This is a genomic window from Ekhidna sp. (genome assembly GCF_039940915.1).
Taxonomy (GTDB): domain Bacteria; phylum Bacteroidota; class Bacteroidia; order Cytophagales; family Cyclobacteriaceae; genus Ekhidna.
This window is the reverse complement of record NZ_JBDVFO010000002.1, coordinates 1257297-1277398: the sequence shown is the minus strand read 5'-3', so window position 1 is coordinate 1277398 and position 20102 is coordinate 1257297. Positions and strand designations below refer to the sequence as shown.

Sequence of the window (20102 nt, the reverse complement as noted above, 5' to 3'; positions counted from 1 at the left end):
ACAATCAAATTAAAGGAGAATAATAAGAAAGATATTAAAAATGTCGCTATTTGGTGAAAAGAAGTAGTAATCAATTCTTAACGAAAACCTTGTCGCTATCCGGAAAATGCGTTTGATACATGTGGTAGTTTATGCCATCTTTTAGCCCTACATCGGGGACAATGATCTTTTTTGCTTTAGCTGCTTGCATGACTCCTACATAGATATCTGATGCAGGAATGATTACATCGGCACGATCTGGGTTTAATTGAAGCTTATTTAACCGATCTTCCAATGTGAGGTTCTTCAAAACATCTTGAGTCTTCATGAGTGTTTCAAGACTCATTTTTTTGCTCTTAAGATTACTTCCAGAGAGCTCAAAGAGTTTGTTGATATTTCCTCCAGTACCTACAGCTTCAATTTTTCCACTACTTTTAAAGGCAACCGTTCCTACCCATTCTTTCATTTCTTGCCAGGCTTCCAAAGTATCTCCACCTTCTAGGGTTCGGACGGAACCAATTTTGAAGGAATGCGAATGAACCTTCTTGTGATTTTCATAAATATTCAATTCCGTACTTCCTCCGCCAACATCTATGTGGATATAATGCCCATTGTCTAGCCCCTGAAGGATGACCTTGTTGATCATTTCGGCTTCTTCATCACCAGAGATTATTTCGATATCGATGCCTAACTCATCATGCACTCGATCGACAATCTCTTGTCCATTTTCAGACTCTCGCATCGCAGAAGTGGCACAGCCATAATAAGCATCAATTTCATAAAGATCAATCAAGTTTTTGTAGGCTGTCATCAACTTAAAAAAACGTGCTTCATTATACTCGCTAATACTTCCTGTAGAGAAAACATCATGACCCAGACGAAGAGGAAAGCGTACATACTCAAGCTTTTTGAACGTAATAACTTTCTCGTACTCCAAGACGCGCGTGATTTGTAATCGCACGGCATTTGATCCAATATCTATTGCAGCCAACTTCATTAAAACAAGTGTAATGTCTTTTGATTGAAATCCAATCAATCGATTGACTCATTTTTCAAGAATGTTAATAGACCAAATCGGTTCAAGTTAGAACATACACGATCTTAACACTGTCTTGAACAATAAGTAAATTTGATCGTTTTACTTATGTATAAATATTGTTCTTATGAGACATCTGCAAATTAATAAATTGCATTTGGGAATTTTAGTCATCATTGCACTATCCATGGGTTGTTCCAACAATGAGACTCCGGTAGAGCCAATAGATGAGTCTTTGAATACCATAGTAGCAGGCGAAATCCCAAATCCATCTAACCATCTTGTTTTGAATAATAGAGTTTTATTCAATCGCACATCTGATGAAGTCTTTAGAGTTGAGTTGTTTTCTGAAGAAAAAATTGGCTTCAGCGTTTCGAATGACATAGATGAAGAGATGTTGGATCTCAATATCACATCAATGAAAACATCTTTAATTGACCTTGATCAGGAAGTCAAATTTCCCAATGTGACAGCATCTCAAGATTTGTTTCTTATTGGGTCTATATTTCAAGGTGAGACCATAAGCAGTTCTGATGAATTCATTTGGTTTAGTCCACAAACAATCTTTTTTGGAAAAGACAATGCGTTTCTAACTGTTCAGGATGCTTTTAATGGGTTTTTCGTTCCATTTAGGATTGAAAGAAATGATATTGATCGAATGGGATGGATACAAATGAAATTGATTACTTCGGATATTAAAGTGGAGGGTTTTGAATTAGTAGACCTTGCCTGGATTGATTTATCCGAGTAGTTTTTTTAATAGACATCAACTTTGACTGATTCTCAAATTGCTCAGTGAATGGGTAAATGATTGAGTGAAAATCAGATATTAAAGAAAATGAAGAGAAGCTGATTATATTTGCTTCACTTATCAAGAAAGACCGAGGGAATGGGCCCAATGACGTCTTAGCAACCTGATTGCCAGTGAGCAATTTTCGGTGCTACTTCCCAACCTGCAGCGGCAGGGTAGATGAGCAGATCCATTCGGAACTTTCTCTGGTAAGTAAGCTATAAACCGGAGAATGAAGAACTTAATTAATACTTTACATAAAAGGATACTGGTGCTTGATGGTGCTATGGGTACCATGATTCAACGCCATAAATTGGAGGAAGAAGACTTTCGTAACGAAGATCTTGCGGATCATGACAAATCATTAAAAGGAAATAATGACCTTTTATCCATCACCAGACCGGATATAATCAAAGAAATTCATGCGGCTTATTTTTCGGCTGGAGCTGACATTGCCGAAACAAATACATTTTCAGGAACTACCATCGCACAAGCAGATTATGGTCTCGAAGATTTGGTGTATGAAATTAACTATGAGTCCGCGAGGATAGCACGAGCAGTGGCAGATGAATTCACAGCAAATGAGCCCGGGAAACCTAGGTTTGTGGCAGGGGCAATGGGTCCAACCAATAGAACGGCATCTTTGTCGCCTGACGTAAATGATCCTGGTTTTAGAGCGATTACGTTTGAAGAATTGAAAACAGCCTACAAACAACAGGCAGAGGCACTCATTGATGGTGGAGTTGATATGCTATTGGTAGAAACGGTCTTTGATACATTGAATGCGAAGGCGGCATTGTTTGCAATAGAAGAGATTAAAGAAGAACGAGAAATTGAAATTCCTGTAATGGTTTCAGGTACCATTACAGATGCTTCGGGGAGAACGCTTTCAGGGCAAACAACGGAGGCCTTCTTGATTTCGATTTCTCACATGGATCTATTAAGTGTAGGATTGAACTGTGCCTTGGGAGCTGCACAATTACGACCCTATCTGAAAGTCCTGTCCAGTAAGTCAGATTTTTTGGTGAGTGCTCACCCAAATGCCGGATTGCCCAATGAGTTTGGCCAATATGATGAAACGCCGGAAATGATGGCCGATCAGATCAAAGATTTTTTAGATGAAGGTCTTATCAACATCATAGGAGGTTGCTGCGGGACTACACCGGATCATATTTCAGCCATTTCAGAATTGGTTTCTAAGTATGAGCCCAGAAGAAAGGAGGAACTCGTATGAAGCCACTAATACTCTCCGGACTTGAACCTTTGATTGTAACAGAACACACCAACTTTGTCAATGTAGGTGAGCGGACAAATGTTACTGGTTCTAAGCGATTTGCCAGGCTAATTGCAGAAGATAAGTATGATGAAGCCCTTGATGTTGCCCTTGATCAGGTGCGCAGTGGAGCCCAGATTTTGGATGTGAATATGGATGAAGGAATGCTCGATGGGCAAGCAGCCATGGTGAAGTTCCTGAACTTGATTGCTTCTGAGCCTGAAATTGCGCGCATTCCCATTATGATTGATTCATCCAAGTGGAAAATCATTGAGGCCGGACTTCAGTGCATTCAAGGCAAAGGGGTTGTGAACTCCATTAGCATGAAAGGTGGGGAGGAAGAATTTATTGAGCAGGCTACCAAAGTGAAAAGATACGGAGCTGCAGTAATTGTGATGGCTTTTGATGAAAAGGGACAAGCTGATAGCTATGAGCGAAGAATTGAAATATGCGAAAGAAGCTATCGAATACTGGTAGATCAAGTTAAATTTCCCCCTCAGGACATCATTTTCGATCCTAATATTTTCCCCGTTGCTACGGGTATAGAGGAGCACAACAACAATGCTTTAGACTTTTTTAATGCGACCAAATGGATCAAAGAAAACTTGCCAGGAGCCAAAGTAAGTGGTGGTGTAAGCAATGTTTCATTCTCCTTTCGTGGCAATAATGTTGTTAGAGAAGCCATGCACTCGGCATTTCTTTATCACGGTATTAAAGCCGGTATGGATATGGGTATCGTGAATGCTGGCATGATTGAAGTTTATGATGAAATCCCCAAAGATTTATTGGAACATGTGGAGGATGTATTGCTCAACAGGAGAGAAGATGCAACCGAGCGATTATTGTCATTTGCAGAAAATGTAAAAGGTACAGGTAAACAGAAGGTGGAAGATCTTAGCTGGAGAGAGTCAAGTGTCGAAGAACGACTTTCGCATGCACTGATCAAAGGAATCGTTGATTTCATTGATGAGGATACGGAAGAGGCGAGACTAAAGTACAGTAGCCCCCTTAAAGTGATAGAAGGCCCGCTAATGGATGGGATGAATATCGTTGGCGATTTGTTTGGAAGTGGCAAAATGTTTCTTCCGCAGGTAGTGAAAAGTGCGCGGGTGATGAAGAAATCAGTTGCTCATTTGACACCATACTTGGAAAAGGAAAAAGCCTCCGGGAGTGCGAAGGGAAAAATCCTTTTAGCAACGGTGAAAGGAGATGTTCATGACATTGGGAAAAATATTGTCGGGGTTGTAATGGCCTGTAATAATTTTGATATTGAGGATATGGGTGTGATGGTTCCGGCTGATAAAATATTGGATCGGGCACAGGAGATAAATGCTGATATTATAGGACTAAGCGGGCTCATTACACCGTCATTGGACGAAATGGTAAATGTGGCAGAGGAGATGAGTAGAAGGCAAATGAAAACACCACTACTCATTGGAGGAGCTACCACCTCCCGAATTCATACAGCAGTTAAAATTGCTCCGAAGTATGAGCAAACGGTCGTTCATGTATTGGATGCATCTAAGAGTGTCGGAGTTTCTACCAACTTACTGAGCGATCGTTCGCCTGAATTTAGTCAACTGATCAAGTCTGAATATAAGGAACTCGCAGCTTCTCATGCATCGCGGACTGAATCGAAAAACTACCTTACCTATGAGGGAGCCAAAGCGAATGCGTTGATTATAAAAAATAAACATGAGCAAACGCCAAACAAGTTAGGACTTACGGTTTATGAAGATTTTGACTTGAATGATGTACGGAGGTATATTGATTGGACTCCTTTCTTTTCCACTTGGATGCTGAAAGGAAAGTATCCCAGCATTTTTGATAACGCAACCGTAGGAAAGGAAGCAAAAAAACTGTTTGATGATGCACAGGAAATGCTGGATGAGATTATCACTCAAAAATCATTGATGGCAAAAGCAGTAATTGGTCTTTTTCAGGCAGAAAGGACGAGTGATGATGTGAAAGCACTCTGTGATGATCGAACATACGAATTTCATTTTTTGCGACAGCAAGGAAAAAAGGCTCCTGGAATCCCTAATCTTTCCTTGGCAGACTTCCTTAACCCGAATGGACCTGATTACATGGGTGGATTTGCTGTAACTGCAGGTATTGGTATTGAAAAGTTGATCGATAAATACAAAGCCGATCATGATGATTACAAAGAAATTATGGTAAAAGCACTTGCTGACAGGTTAGCAGAAGCATTTGCCGAACTCATGCATGAAAAAGTAAGAAAAGAATTGTGGGGGTATGCCAGTGATGAAACTTGGTCAAACGCAGATTTGATAAAAGAAAAGTATGATGGTATTCGTCCGGCTCCAGGGTATCCAGCGTGTCCGGATCATACCGAAAAGAGAACCCTGTTTGACCTGTTGAATGCAGAAAGAAATGTGGGTATTGAGCTTACAGAATCCTATGCGATGTACCCGGCATCTTCTGTGAGTGGATTCTATTTTTCAAATCCAGAGGCCAAGTACTTTGGTCTAGGAAAAATTGGCAAAGACCAAGTCGAAGATTATGCTAAGCGCAAGCAAATGAAAATCGAGGAAGTTGAAAAGTGGCTGGCCCCTAACTTAAATTATAAATGAAGGTAACAGAACATATAAAAAAAGCCGAAAACACATTGTTTTCTTTAGAAATTATTCCACCTAAAAAAGGAGATAGCATTAGGAATCTGTTTGATCAGATCGACCCTTTAATGGAATTTAAACCTCCGTTTATTGACGTAACTTATCATAGAGAGGAATATGTGTATAAAGAGCGTGAAAATGGGCTTTTAGAAAAAAAGAGTATTAAAAAAAGGCCTGGCACCGTTGGTATATGTGCTGCTATTCAAAACCATTATGAAATAGATGCAATACCTCACATCATTTGCGGAGGCTTCTCAAAGGAAGAAACCGAAAATGCACTAATTGACCTTAATTTTCTTGGGATAGATAATGTACTGGCACTTCGAGGTGATAATATTAAATCTGAACCGGCTTTCGTTCCAGAGCCAGACGGGAATTCATATGCTTCTGAACTAGTAGAGCAGGTCGCGGCGATGAATAAAGGGGACTACATGGATGAAGAATTGCAGAATGCCATTCCAACGAATTTTTGCATTGGGGTTGCTGGATATCCAGAAAAGCACTTCGAGGCACCCAATATGAATTTTGATTTGAAGTGGCTCAAGAAAAAAGTTGACCTAGGTGCTGAATATATTGTCACCCAGATGTTTTTTGACAATAAGGCATTTTTCAAATTCGTGGATGAATGTAGAGCGATTGGTATTGATATTCCAATAATCCCAGGTTTAAAGCCAGTGGCAACCAAGGGACATCTAACCACTCTTCCCAAAATTTTTAAGATAGACTTACCAGAAGAGCTTGAGCAAGCAATAGGGAAGTGCAAAGACAATGAAGCTGTCAGGGAGTTGGGTATCGAGTGGGGTATACAGCAATGCCGTGAGTTGATAGATGCTGGTGTGCCAGTCCTACATTTCTACAGCATGGGAAAATCAGATGCAATTCAACGCATAGCCAGAGAGTTTTTTTAGTTTTGATCTTCTAAACAATACCTCAAGTAACTTCATGAAAATCATAGAATGCCCCCGTGACGCCATGCAAGGCTTGCATGATTTCATTCCGACGGAAACAAAAATTAACTACATCAACCAGCTTTTGAACGTCGGGTTTGATACCATTGATTTCGGAAGCTTTGTTTCACCTAAGGCCATTCCTCAGATGCGTGACACAGCTGAAGTATTGGCTGGCCTTGATCTCTCGGTGACAAAGTCTAAATTGTTAGCTATTGTAGCTAACATTCGTGGAGCTCATGATGCCTGTCAGTTTGATGAAATCAACTATTTAGGCTATCCACTCTCATTATCAGAGACATTTCAACAGCGCAACACCAATCGGTCAATCAACGATGCATTCAATGACCTGGCAGAAATGCAAGAACTCGCTGAAGATCATGAAAAAGTATTGGTTGTTTACCTGTCCATGGGGTTTGGAAATCCGTACGGTGATCCCTATGAAATGGGTTATGTTGGCGAGTTCGTAGACAAGTTGGATAGCATGGAGGTTCAGATCATTTCATTGGCAGATACGATTGGTGTTTCTGATCCAAAGAATATCTCGATGCTCTTCGAAACCTTAATTCCAAAGTTTCCCCACATTGAGTTTGGAGCACACTTACATTCAACACCAGACACGATTGTAGAAAAATTAGCCGCTGCCTATGAATCTGGCTGCAGGCGAATGGATGGAGCCATTCGAGGATTTGGTGGTTGCCCGATGGCAAAAGATGATCTAACTGGAAACATGGCAACAGAAAAAATGCTCGCCTATTTTGAATCGAAAGAGGTAATGACAGGCGTGGATATGGAGCAATTTGAGGAGGCCATGAAACTGACCCCCTCGATTTTTAGCTAGTCACCTTTTATTCGTCTTTTAATATTTCTACAGGATTGAGTCGAGCGGCTGCAATGGATCTCGACCCCATCGTAATTGCTGTAATGAGGCCAGTACTAATCAGTGCGGCTGTAATTATTTCCCAACCGATTACGATATGATATTCAAAGCCTTCTAACCAACTGTTCATTAGCCAGTAGGAAGCAGAGGCAGAAATCGCGAAAGCAATGATCAATAGCAATACCACTTCTTTTGCAAAAAGCTTAAGAATTTGATGTAATTCAGCACCTACTACTTTGCGAATACCGATTTCCTTTCGTTTGGCATTTGCCATATAATCTGTAAGTCCATAAAGTCCCAGTACACTGATAACGAGTGCTATGAGAACAAAAAAACTGATGCTTTTTCCCATCACCTCTTCAAATTTATATCTCGAAGCAATGCGTTCATCTAGGTAACTGTATTCAATTAATAGTTCTGGATATACCCGATCCCAAATGGCTTCAACCTTAGCCAAAGTTTCCGTTTGATCGGCGTTTTCTGCAACTTTAAATGCTAGTTCATAATAACCTCTGGGTTGATAAAATAACATGACAGGTACCAGTTCAGACCTAAGCGAGTTTGCATTGAAGTCTTTCACAACGCCAACAATCTTTTTCTTACCGCCCCAGGTTGCTTCAAGCTCCATGCCTATTGCTTCATGTGGATTTCCAAGGTTGAATTTTGATAAACCTATTTCAGTGATCAAGACATGGTCACTGGGATCATTGGAAGTTAAGTTCCTTCCGCTGAGCAATTCGAGACCAAATAGATCGATGTAGTGCTCATCAATGCTTTTCGAATTCACGGTGAATGTTTCATCCTTACCAATGGTAGGATTAAAATATTTATCAGTGTTGTTTGTGTTTGCGAGAGGGCTACCCAGGTGAAGTGAAGTCTGTACGATCTCTGGTAGGGCATCAAGTTGTCCTTTCAGTCGTGTTTGCTTTTCAGCGTCTGGTCCGGGAAATTGAAGTGAAATGACATTGTCAGATTCGAATCCCATGTCATAATTCTTCATATATCCAAGCTGAGAAAATATGATGATAGCCCCCATGATCATCATAATTGAGAATCCAAATTGCACACCCACAAGTAACTTTCTCATCGGTATTTTACTTTGTCTGTCTATGTTTGAAATCTTGATTTTGATTGCGTTAAGAGCAGAAAATTTTGACAGAACCAAAGCAGGATAAAGCCCGGATAGGAAGGTCATGGATACGAGGACAATAGCGCAGAAGACAACCCAGTCGCTTAGAATCACTGAAGTTAATTCCAAGGTGGTACTCATCAGGGTGTTGAAAAGAATCAGAATCTGAGAGGCCAAAAGAAACCCAACGCCAAGAGAGATTAAAACAATCACGAAAGTCTCCAAAATAAACTGAAAAATAAGATCGAGTCGCTGACTTCCCATTACTTTTCTTATGCCCACTTCACGTGCCCTTTTCAGCGCTCTAGCTGTTGTGAGATTAATGAAATTGATGCTGCCAATGATTGCCAATAGTATCGCGATTGCATAAGAAATGGTGGTGTATTTTGGTTCAAATGAAATACCACTATAATTTCCAATAGGGTCGGTGTGAACATTGGCAAGTGCCTGCAGCTCTAAATCATACCCTTCCACTTGATTGAATTTTGCAAAAGCGTCTTTGAGACTGGCGTCAAAAATGATTGGGTCTGTCCCCTTTTTTAATCTGACCAAGCATTGCGTACCACCATTAAGTCGTCCCCAAATCTTTCCTTCTCCGAAATAAGGATTTACCCCATCTTGCTTATCATAATGAGCCAGCATTTCAAAAGGAAAATCGGTATTGCGAGGTAGGTCTTTGTAGATCGCTGTAACGATCAAATTATGTTTGTTGGCAAGAACAATGGTTCTTCCGATGAATGACTCTAATGAGTCATCGTTTCCAAAAAACTTTCTTGCTGTTGATTCTGATAAGTAGGCAGCATTTGGACTATCATCGGTTTTTTGACCCGCAATCCAATCAAAAGAAAGGATGTCAAAAATTTCTTGATTTGCGAATCCGATCCGTTCTTGTTTGATCTTTTTTAGCTTGTCGTTTGCTTCAGGAATATTTACTTGATCCGATAAGAGGAACGTGTTAGTCATCGCGGCAACTCCAGCAAGCTCTGGTTTCAAAGCTTGCGATAATGGATGAGGAACTGTAGCCGTTTTCCCTTCTTCATCGCCAATGTGATAGGTGCCAACGATACGGTATATATCACCGTAGTGCTCCTGGTGGTTGTCAAAATTGTTCTGAAAACTCAAGATGGTATAAATGGCAATCACGCACGAAATTCCAAGTGAAAGCCCTAGCGTACCCAGAAAAAAATAGACTTTGTTCCGAGTCAATGATCTGATCGAGGTAATTAAGAAATTCTTCAGCATAGTAGGATGGTTTACAGATTCTATATAAGAATACTGTGCCAAAGGATAAAAGTGACAGGTAATCAGAGGATTACATCGATTTTTTATTTCTGTGGATGTCCAGAATTGAACGCAAAACCGGCCGATTTGATAACTGTAAACTTCTTGCCTGGCATGCTTTTGACTAGGTTTTTAAACTCGAGACTGAGTAGGTGAGAGGCCACTTGATTGACAGGAATCTGCGTTTTTAGTGCGATCGTATCTATCTCGATGGGCGATCTATTTTCTTCCAGTAGCTGATAAATCAAAAGCTCGGGTACGTTTAACTCAGGGAGAGATTTTTTTTCTTCCTCTTTATCTTCGGTGTCGATCTCCCAGTTGAGGTTATAAACTAAATCTTCAACGCCTGTATAAATCAATGCTTTCTGAGTGGCTATCAATTTATTGGTTCCTTCTGAATAAGTATGTCCAACGTCACCAGGAACAGCAAAGACGATTCGATCATATGAATCTGCCAGATGGGCGGTAATAAGTGCACCTCCTTTTGCTGCAGCTTCAACAACAATTGTAGCGTCGGACATTCCGGCTATTATCCGATTTCGTGCTGGAAATAAGTGAGGATCAGGCTTGGTTCCAGGTATGCTTTCTGAGACAATTCCTCCCATTTCCTGCATCTCTTCAGCATACTTTTTATGAACTGATGGATACACTCGATCTAATCCACCAGCCAAAACGGCAAAGGTAGGAACCTTGTTTTTCAAGCAAGTCTTATGTGATTGAATGTCTATTCCGTAAGCCAATCCACTTACGATGGTTACTCCTAATGAGCTTAGATCGTTAACTATTTTATCGGTAATTCCTTTTCCGTATTCGGTAGCCTTTCGTGTGCCCACAATGGCAATGGATTTCTTTGGATTTAGATCACCAGCTCCCTTTTTGTAAATGATGTTTGGGGCATCTACAACTTGCTTGAGCCTCTTAGGATACAGTGGATTGGTATAATGCAGAACCTCAACACCTATTTTTTCTGCTGAGTTTAATATGAATTCGGCTTCCTTGAAAGGATTTGCATTTTTAATGGCGGCCGCCATTTTTTCACCAACCCCAGGGATTCTTAAAAGTTTACTTTTTGTTGATTTAAATACATCAGTAGCCGAGCCGCAATAGCTCATTAGCTGCTTAGTTCCTTTACTCCCAATACCTGGAATTAGTTCCAGCGAAATCTGGAAAACCAACTCTTCGGACATTCCTATGGAAGCTCGTTTTTAAGTTGGGAAAGAAATTTTCTGATTTTTTTCAAAGATTCTATCGTCTCCATTTTGTCTGAAGCTGTTTCACCACCGTTGGCGATAAAATCTCTTGCCCCTTGAAGAGTGTAACCTTTCTCTTTGACTAAATGATAAATGAGTTTGACGTTTTGCAGGTCGTCTTTTGTGAATTGACGGTTGCCCTTACGATTTTTCTTGGGCTTGATGTTATCAAACTCTCCTTCCCAAAAACGGATAAGGGAAGTGGCTACACCCAACTCGTCGGCAACTTCGCCGATGGTGTAGTACTTCTTTTCAATTTCCTTTTCCTTGTAGGGCACTGTAGGTGAGTAGGCTTTTTAGTTTTCTTTAAAAACAATACTTCCACTATCATCAATCACCACTGGATTTTCAGGGAAGTCTTCCAAAGATAATCGTTGGATTGTTTTTATCGAAGAAAGATTAGAATCATTTCTTGGACCCATCGAATAACTTTGTCGAAAAGAATGAATCTGGCCTCTTAAAAACCTCCCTGAAGCATCTGTTTGCACTTTAAGTAGAGGAGCTTCTCCAGCCAACCCCCTCAAATTAAATCTTCCATAGGTTAAAAAATTACCTAAACTGTAAGCGATTATCCGCTCTTTGTACACTTCTATTGCCCTGACAATGTGTGGTCCATGGCCTAGGATGATATCGGCACCATTATCTACCATCATATGTGAAAGCTCAAATACATTTCCTCGATCTTCACCATAGTAATATTCCCTTTTTCTAGTCACATGCTGATGTTTAGAACCTTCGGCACCCGCATGAAATGAAGCAATGACAATATCAGCAATTGAGTCCAAGTGCTGAATTGCTGATTTGATGTTTTCGTATTGGTGAATACTGACAGTCCCCCTGTTTGGTGCGAAAGCACAAAAGCCGATTTTCAATCGGCCAATTTTGACAACCACGTAAGGCTGGTCAACAGATCCTGCGTGGGCAATAGCAAGTGAATTCAGTACTTGTTGTGTGTTTTTTCTTCCCGTCTCTCCAAAGTCGTTGGCATGATTGTTCGCCACACTCAAGAGGTCAAATCCATTTGCCCTAAAATTTTCTGCGAGGTATTCAGGCGACCTGAATAGATAGCATAATTTCGGATTATTACATTCTTTCTGTTCGCCTCCTTCGTTTAAGATGGTTCCTTCAAGATTCCCAAAGGTTACATCTGCGTTTTGGAGGAAAGTCCGTACATGGTCCCACAGGTAGGCTCCACTGTCTCTAGGTAAATAGGATTCGTTCGGGAAATTGGTGCCCATCATGATATCACCAACGGCAGCTATAGTAACCGTATCGGGTAGTATTCGCTTCAATGATATTTCCACTTCTTCGGTCAGACTGCGCAGCGTATCACCCTTTTGTGTAATCAAATAGACTGAGTCTGGCTCCTCTACAATAGGAATGCTATCGCGTATTTCAGACTGTGGACTATCCAATATTGGTTTAGTCGTCTTACAAGCCATAACTAAGCAAAAGAGTAAGATGAGGTGGTGCGCTTTCATGAGGCTGCAAAATAAAAAAGCGGCTAGCCAAAAATGACCAACCGCTTCAATTTTTATTCTTTGCGATGGTTAGTAGTTACCCATGGACTGGTTTTCCAAAGACGAGAGTCGCAGAACTTCAGCATATTCTTCATCACTCAAATCTTGGTAGAAGAAGTTAACCGGATTCAATTTTTTACCATCTTTGATGACCTCATAGTGTAGGTGCGGCGCTGTTGAACCTCCAGTATTTCCAGAATATCCAATGACTTGGCCTCTTTTTACTTTTTGTCCTGGCTTAACTAAAAACTCACTTAAATGCGCATACAGTGTTTGATACCCGAATCCATGCTTCACTTTGATATGCTTTCCATACCCAGAGAATTTAGTTTTTGCGTACACGACTTGTCCATCACCGGTAGCATAAACAGGAGTGCCTGTAGGTAAGGAGAAATCTGTACCTGTATGCATCTTTCTTACTTTATAGATAGGGTGCATACGATATCCAAAGCCGGAAGCCAATCTTTTTAATTCCTTATTTGAAACTGGCTGAATTGCTGGCATGCTCGCAAGCAATGCTTCCTTATCCTTCGCCATAGTAATGATGTCATCATATGACTTGGTTTGGATGTACATCTGCTTTTTCAGCTTGTCTATTCGCTGCATGTTGTTGAGGATGAGCTCCTCACGTTCCAATCCTTTTTCCAGAAGCTCTCTATATCTATTAGACCCACCTGTACCAGCAGTTCTTATCTCATCTGGAATGGGCTCTACGCCAAAAACAACACGATATATATCATCGTCTCGTTCCTCGAGAACAGACAGAACTTCATTTGCCTCAGCAATGTCTTTTTCTAAGAGATTGTAGTAAAGCTTTAATTCATCATTTTCTTTTCTAAGGGCAGCTTTGGCCGGAGACTCGAAGTAGTGATCTGTAACAAAGAAGATGCCTAATCCGATGATGGAAGAAACTACGAGGAAACCAAGCAAGTTGATCACAATGTCCCAAGAGGAGACCTTTATGCGCTCATACCGGCAGGATTCAGTGTCATAGTAGTACTTAATTTTAGCCATGGGTTGATAGGGTAATTGTCGTAATTTTGTAAAATAAATTTTGCAGGTGGTTTACAAAATACCGGTGCAATTTACGGATAATTGAGTTTTTTTCATAATTACAAGATTTTACAGTAACATTCTAATTTTTTATTCCTCAATGGATGCTAAATCAATAAGGAAAAATTTCCTAAACTTTTTCGAGAGCAAAACGCACAAAATCGTCCCTTCTGCTCCAATAGTGGTGCAAAATGATCCAACCCTTATGTTTACGAATGCAGGGATGAATCAGTTTAAAGACTATTTTTTAGGTAATAAGGTTGCGGAAAATAAAAGAGTTTCGGATACACAGAAATGTTTACGAGTTTCTGGCAAACACAATGATTTAGAGGAGGTTGGTATAGATACATACCATCATACGATGTTTGAGATGCTTGGTAATTGGTCTTTCGGAGATTATTTCAAAGAAGAAGCCATTGCCTGGGCTTGGGAGCTACTGGTGGAGAAATTCAACCTTCCAAAAGAGCGATTTTACGCCACAATTTTCGAAGGTGATAGTAGCGAAGGTCTTGAGCAGGATAGTGAAGCCAAGGAAATATGGGAAAAATTCTTGCCAGAAGAGCGAGTTTTGAATGGAAATAAGAAAGATAATTTTTGGGAAATGGGTGATACAGGACCCTGTGGACCCTGCTCTGAGTTGCACATAGATCTAAGACCGCAGAATGAGGTTGATAAGGTGCCCGGGAAAGATTTGGTCAATCAAGATCACCCGCAAGTAGTGGAAATATGGAATTTGGTATTTATCCAATACAACAGACTAGCTAACGGAAAACTTGAAAATCTCCCTGAAAAACATGTGGATACTGGAATGGGATTTGAACGTCTTGCGATGGCCATCCAGAAAAAACAATCTAACTATGATACAGATGTTTTCCAGCCGCTCATTCAATGGGTAGCAAAGAAGGCTAATGTGGTGTATGGGAAAGATGAAAAAACAGATATTGCTATTCGTGTAATCGCTGACCATATACGAGCAATTTCCTTCACCATCGCTGATGGGCAATTGCCTAGTAATAACAAAGCAGGATACGTAATCAGAAGAATTCTAAGAAGAGCTGTAAGATACGGATACACCTTCCTGAATATAAAAGAACCATTTCTTCACGAAATGCTGGATATTTTGGTTGATCAATTTGATGGGGTGTTTCCAGAACTTATCGGGCAGAAAGATTTCATAGCAAAAGTGATAAAAGAAGAAGAGCTATCTTTTTTAAGAACGCTGGATAATGGGCTCAAAAAATTAGATACGATTACATCAGGAAATGCTAAGAAAATTGAAGGAGCTACTGCGTTTGAACTGTATGATACTTACGGTTTTCCGCTGGATCTAACGGCACTCATTGCAAGAGAAAATGACATGGATGTGGATGAAGCTGGTTTCCAAAAAGAAATGGAAGTGCAGAAGAATCGATCTAAAAGTGCTGGAAAACAAACTACTGGAGATTGGAATGTGGTAAATGATGGAGAAGAAACAAGTTTCTTGGGCTACACCGAAATAACGACGCATACGCAAGTACTCAGATACAGAGAGGTGAAGCAAAAGGACAAAGTACAATATCAAATTGTCTTAGAGAAAACCCCTTTTTACGCAGAGAGTGGTGGGCAGGTAGGTGATTCTGGTTACTTGCAATTTGAAGGAGAGAAAATTGAAGTAATAGATACCAAAAAAGAAAATGACCTGATTGTACACTTGGTGAAGAAATTACCAGCCAAGCCAAGTGGTAAAGTTCACGCAGTGGTAAATGAAAGTAAGCGAAGACTTACCGAAAACAATCACTCAGCGACCCACTTGCTTCATGCGGCTCTTCGAAAAGTTCTGGGAGATCATGTGCAACAAAAAGGCTCAATGGTAAACGATAAGCTCCTTCGCTTTGATTTCTCACATTTTGCTAAAATGACCGAAGAAGAAATAGCAGAAGTGGAACGTATTGTCAACGAAAAGATACGAGCAAACATCGCACTCGATGAAAAACAAAATGTGCCGATAGAGGAAGCTAAAGGAATGGGAGCAATGGCACTTTTCGGTGAAAAGTATGGAGACTTTGTGCGAGTCATTACGTTTGATCGTGATTATTCTGTGGAATTATGTGGAGGAACCCACGTACCTAGGACTGGTAATATCGGTATGCTTAAGATCGTGAGTGAAGCCTCAACTGCAGCAGGCGTCAGGCGAATAGAGGCGGTTACATCCTTGCAGGCAGAGAAATATTACCAGCAAAAATTGGATCTATTATCGGAATTGGAAGAGGTGCTGAAGCATCCTAAGGATTTGAAAAAGACCGTGGAAAATCTGGTCAAGGAAAATCTGGCCAATCAAAAGAAGATCGATGCAATGAATCAGCAAAAGGCAGGAAATATAAAGAACGATTTGAAAGGTTCTGCCAAAAAGGTAAATGGAAAAAACCTCATTACCTACAAGGGAGATTTCCCATCAGCTGACAGCATGAAACAAGTAGCGTTTGATCTCAAACATGAGGTGGATCATCTAGTGCTACTGATAGCTGCCAATGTCAATGATAAACCAATGCTAACTGTTATGCTTTCTGACGACTTGGTAAAAAATGGTATGAACGCCAACGAAATCATCCGCCAGATGGCAAGTGCCATCAAAGGGGGCGGAGGGGGACAGCCATTTTATGCAACTGCCGGAGGAAAAGACCTGACAGGTCTCGATAATGCATTAAAGCTTGGCAAGGAAATGATAGAAGCTTCTTAGATGAAAAGCGAGGATCACATCGGCTACCAACTGGTGGTTGGGCTTGAAGTTCATATTCAATTATTGACAGAGAGTAAACTTTTCGCAGCAGATACGACAGTTTATGGCCAGCCGCCCAATTCCAATGTAAGCGTTATTACCTTGGCCCATCCTGGAAGTATGCCTAAGTTGAACAAAAAGGCTGTTGAGTATGCCATCCGGATGGGACTTGCGTGCAATTCTGAGATTTCCAGCTATTGCATTTTTGATCGTAAGAATTATTTCTATCCAGATCTTCCCAAGGGCTTTCAAACAACCCAAGATAAAACACCCATCTGCATGGAAGGAGAAGTACCGGTACCGCTAAAAGATGGGAATGAAATCGTCGTAAAACTCAATCGAATTCATCTGGAGGAGGACGCAGGAAAGTCCATCCATGATGAAGCGTCGGGAGACTCCTTGATTGATTTGAATCGTGCAGGAGTACCGTTGATCGAACTGGTGACTGAGCCTGTAATCCATTCATCAGATGAGGCCATGGCGCTGCTTACAGAAATCCGACGAATGGTGCGTTATTTGGATATTTGTGATGCCAATATGGAACAAGGCTCCCTAAGATGTGATGCTAACATATCCGTGAGAAAAGCAGGGAGTTCTGAGCTAGGGAAAAAAGTGGAGGTTAAAAACATGAACTCCATTCGTAATGTGGGAAGAGCGATTGAGTTTGAAACCAATCGACAGATACGTCTGATCGAAAATGGAGAAAAGATTATCTCGGAGACCAGATTGTTTGATGCAAGTAAGGGAACCACATCTGGTATGCGAACCAAAGAAGAACTGAACGATTATCGTTATTTTCCAGAGCCAGACATTAGTCCTTTTCAGGTTTCAGAGGAATGGCTTGATGAGATAAAGATGAATATGCCTGCCACACCCCGCCAACTTAGAAGAAAGTTGACAAGTAGGTACGGATTGTCAGAATATGATGCAATGGTGTTGACCGACAAAAAGGAAGTTGCACTCTTTTTTGAAAAAACATGTCAGAAAACAAAGCACTTCAAACAGGTTGCAAATTGGGTGATGGGTCCAATTAAGTCCATTCTCAATGAGCGGTCAAAAGATGTTACAGAAATGCCACTTACGGAGGATCAGTTGGCAGATTTAGTAAACGAGGTAGCTAGTGGAGGAGTAAACTCTTCTGTAGCCAGCAAAGTAATTTTCCCCGCTTTGATCAATCAATCCAGGTCCCTAAAAGAAACCTTGGATGAGTTGAATTTAACTTCAGATTCGCCAGATGAACTATCGGATGTAATTTTACAGGTAGTTGATGCTTTTCCGGAAAAGGTAAAAGCCTATCGAAATGGGAAGAAAAACTTGATGGGCATGTTTATGGGAGAAGTAATGAAGCAGACGAATGGAACCGTGGACCCTAAAAGGGCGAACGAACTTTTGCGAGATGCGTTGGACCAATTGAACTAAAGAGTGATGATGAAAAATACGTTGATTTTAGCCATAATTCTTACCTTTTGTGGGTGTGGTCAGTCAATTCAAGATGGTGTCAAACTTTCTGGAAGCCTCGAACAATTTGGGGACGGGAGTTTGGTGTACCTGGAGAAAGTAACCGAGAATGGGCTTGAGTCATTGGATACCATCGAAGTCGATGCCAACGGATTGTTCAGTACCAATCTGGATGTTCAGGAATCTGCATTTTATCGTGTGAATTTTAATGGACGTCAGATCATCACATTAATTCTGACAGGGGAGGAAACCGAAGTTGTTGTAAATGCCGATGGTAATGATCCACGTGGCTTCTCCGAAATATCCGGTTCTTATGATACAGAGTATAAGCGTCAGATAGATGAGATAATGCAAAAGTACCGTGGACAGATTCAGGGGATGCAGCAAGTACAACGACAGGCTCGGGCAGATCAAGATGCTCAAGCATTTCAAACAGCGCAGGTTGGGATGATGGACCTGGCTAAGAGCACAGAAAATGTGCTCAAGGATTTGATACGTGAGGCTAGCCCGTCTCTGGCTGCTTTTTATGGCATACAGATGATTGACGCAAGCCAAAATGTATACTTCATTGATTCCATCGCATCGCAACTTCAAGCTGAGATGCCGGATAATTTTCATGTAGTTAACCTAATCTCTCAAGTATCTGCAAAGAAGAGTTTGGCTATTGGTAAAGAAGCACCGGAGATAGCCCTTCAAAACCCTGATGGTGAAGTCATTAAATTAAGCTCGTTACGAGGAAATTACGTACTCATCGATTTCTGGGCAGCCTGGTGTCGACCTTGTCGTGCGGAAAATCCAAATGTCGTGCGTCTTTACAACGAGTATTCAGATAGCAATTTTGAAATACTGGGTGTTTCACTGGATCGAACAAGAGAAAAATGGCTTCAAGCAATAGACCAAGATGGACTTCCTTGGCTTCATGTTTCGGATCTTAAATTCTGGAAGAGCCAAGCGGCGGTGGACTACCAGGTCGGAGCAATACCTGCTACCTTTCTCATTGATCCAAATGGAATCATAATCGCCAAAAATTTACGTGGTGTTACACTCGCGGCTAAGCTGAAGGAGATTTTTGGTTAACACGTATTTTAAACTCATTGATTGATTTGTCGTAAGCACTAAGGTGAATGCAATTGGCCTTTTTGGAGTATTGTCTGGTAGTGCGGTAGCATTGGCTTTCTTTCTGGCTTCCTTTTTCCTGGGGATCAAAAGACGCGAAGATTCCAGACATGTCTGGCTTGGGTTGATTCTAATCGCCATAGGTCTTCGCATCGGTAAATCCGTGATCTATTTTCTGGCAAATGAAATTGCTCCGATTGGTCTATCTCTCGGCTTCTTTGGCTTGGCGTGTATTGGACCATTCGTTTGGTTTTTATTGAAGGATACAGCTGCTCTCACATTCAAAAATGCCTGGCATTTCATCATTCCCATTACTGGGGCTGTTTCCTGTTTCATCGTAACACCCAGCCCGCTTGAAACGACTTTTTACCAAATAGGTACTGCGATACTGATGATATACTTGATCGTCTCATGGATGTTTGCAATCAGCCGAAATCAACCTTCAATATGGAATAGGAAAGTGCTAATCATGGCAACAGGCGTTTGGGTGGCATTGGTGTATCAACACCTGGCAAACTCCATGATGCACTATGCTTTTGGGGCGATCATCGCATCTGTTTTTCTCTATTGGATTTTTTATCAGTCTTTTAAATCAGCTGTTTTTAGCAAAGGACTATCTGTTAAATTACCAGATCAGACCTTGGCTGAAGTACGGGAGGCATTTGAAAATCAAAACCTATATCGCAAGCAAGGAATAACCCTCCAAACCTTTTCGGGGCAACTGAGTATTCCACCTTATCTCGTAACTCGAAGCGTGAAAAAATTGTATGACAGAACATTTCCTGAGGCTCTGAATTATTTTCGGGTGGAGGAAATAAAACAAATGCTCCTCGATCCAGATAAGGAGCATTTGAAGATAGAGTCTTTAGCTTATGATGTTGGCTTCACTTCCCCTTCGGCTTTTTATGCCGCATTCAAAAAAATTACTGGACAGACACCCACATCTTATCAGAAGGATGCCGAATTAATGTCAGCCTAAACTTCATGATGACTCCAGAT

The 20102-nt window shown here is 40.9% G+C and carries 15 protein-coding genes and 1 riboswitch; of the genes, 9 read left to right on the top strand and 6 right to left on the bottom strand.

Annotated elements, in window-relative coordinates; genetic code table 11:
* Positions 1–70: 70 nt before the first annotated feature.
* A complete protein-coding gene (locus ABJF57_RS10740) occupies positions 71–976 on the bottom strand; it encodes a Ppx/GppA phosphatase family protein (RefSeq protein WP_462228861.1) in 906 nt (301 codons plus the stop codon).
* Positions 977–1142: 166 nt separating this feature from the next.
* Between ABJF57_RS10740 and ABJF57_RS10735 the strand changes: the two genes are divergently transcribed.
* The 5 genes from ABJF57_RS10735 to ABJF57_RS10715 all read left to right on the top strand — a co-directional run bounded on the left by ABJF57_RS10735 (position 1143) and on the right by ABJF57_RS10715 (position 7502).
* Positions 1143–1766, top strand: coding sequence for a hypothetical protein (locus ABJF57_RS10735; protein ID WP_462228859.1), 624 nt, complete (start codon positions 1143–1145; stop codon positions 1764–1766).
* A 114-nt stretch (positions 1767–1880) separates the two neighbouring features.
* Positions 1881–1992, top strand: a riboswitch (SAM riboswitch).
* A 45-nt stretch (positions 1993–2037) separates the two neighbouring features.
* Positions 2038–3039 (top strand): homocysteine S-methyltransferase family protein, encoded by a 1002-nt coding sequence (locus ABJF57_RS10730; RefSeq protein ID WP_462228857.1) that lies wholly within the window; start codon positions 2038–2040, stop codon positions 3037–3039.
* Positions 3036–5672, top strand: coding sequence for a methionine synthase (gene metH / locus ABJF57_RS10725; protein WP_462228855.1), 2637 nt, complete (start codon positions 3036–3038; stop codon positions 5670–5672). Before ABJF57_RS10730 ends, metH begins: the two co-directional genes overlap by 4 nt.
* The gene (gene metF / locus ABJF57_RS10720) at positions 5669–6622 is read left to right on the top strand and encodes a methylenetetrahydrofolate reductase [NAD(P)H] (protein ID WP_462228853.1); all 954 of its coding nucleotides are present in this window, start codon (positions 5669–5671) and stop codon (positions 6620–6622) included. Before metH ends, metF begins: the two co-directional genes overlap by 4 nt.
* A 34-nt stretch (positions 6623–6656) precedes the next feature.
* The gene (locus ABJF57_RS10715; RefSeq protein WP_462228851.1) at positions 6657–7502 is read left to right on the top strand and encodes a hydroxymethylglutaryl-CoA lyase; all 846 of its coding nucleotides are present in this window, start codon (positions 6657–6659) and stop codon (positions 7500–7502) included.
* A 7-nt stretch (positions 7503–7509) separates the two neighbouring features.
* On the opposite strand, the gene ABJF57_RS10710 is transcribed toward ABJF57_RS10715, so the two are convergent.
* From ABJF57_RS10710 to ABJF57_RS10690, 5 genes are all read right to left on the bottom strand, one after another.
* Complete coding sequence (locus ABJF57_RS10710; RefSeq protein WP_462228849.1) at positions 7510–9912, bottom strand: ABC transporter permease; 2403 nt, start codon at positions 9910–9912, stop codon at positions 7510–7512.
* A gap of 83 nt (positions 9913–9995) precedes the next feature.
* The gene (dprA, locus tag ABJF57_RS10705) at positions 9996–11138 is read right to left on the bottom strand and encodes a DNA-processing protein DprA (RefSeq protein ID WP_462228847.1); all 1143 of its coding nucleotides are present in this window, start codon (positions 11136–11138) and stop codon (positions 9996–9998) included.
* Positions 11139–11140: 2 nt separating this feature from the next.
* Complete coding sequence (locus tag ABJF57_RS10700) at positions 11141–11479, bottom strand: MerR family transcriptional regulator (protein ID WP_462228845.1); 339 nt, start codon at positions 11477–11479, stop codon at positions 11141–11143.
* 18 nt (positions 11480–11497) lie between these two features.
* Complete coding sequence (locus tag ABJF57_RS10695) at positions 11498–12682, bottom strand: CapA family protein (RefSeq protein ID WP_462228843.1); 1185 nt, start codon at positions 12680–12682, stop codon at positions 11498–11500.
* Positions 12683–12751: 69 nt separating this feature from the next.
* Positions 12752–13735, bottom strand: coding sequence for a M23 family metallopeptidase (locus tag ABJF57_RS10690; RefSeq protein WP_462228841.1), 984 nt, complete (start codon positions 13733–13735; stop codon positions 12752–12754).
* Positions 13736–13874: 139 nt separating this feature from the next.
* Between ABJF57_RS10690 and alaS the strand changes: the two genes are divergently transcribed.
* Genes alaS through ABJF57_RS10670 form a run of 4 tightly spaced genes read left to right on the top strand, consistent with a single transcriptional unit; the run spans position 13875 to position 20082 of the window.
* Positions 13875–16490 (top strand): alanine--tRNA ligase, encoded by a 2616-nt coding sequence (alaS, locus tag ABJF57_RS10685; RefSeq protein ID WP_462228839.1) that lies wholly within the window; start codon positions 13875–13877, stop codon positions 16488–16490.
* Positions 16491–17948, top strand: a complete 1458-nt coding sequence (gatB, locus tag ABJF57_RS10680; RefSeq protein WP_462228838.1) for an Asp-tRNA(Asn)/Glu-tRNA(Gln) amidotransferase subunit GatB — start codon at positions 16491–16493, stop codon at positions 17946–17948.
* A 6-nt stretch (positions 17949–17954) separates the two neighbouring features.
* Positions 17955–19064, top strand: a complete 1110-nt coding sequence (locus ABJF57_RS10675; protein ID WP_462228836.1) for a redoxin domain-containing protein — start codon at positions 17955–17957, stop codon at positions 19062–19064.
* Positions 19065–19107: 43 nt separating this feature from the next.
* Entirely contained in the window at positions 19108–20082 is a 975-nt protein-coding gene (locus ABJF57_RS10670; RefSeq protein WP_462228834.1) for a helix-turn-helix domain-containing protein, read from the top strand.
* Positions 20083–20102: the final 20 nt, after the last annotated feature.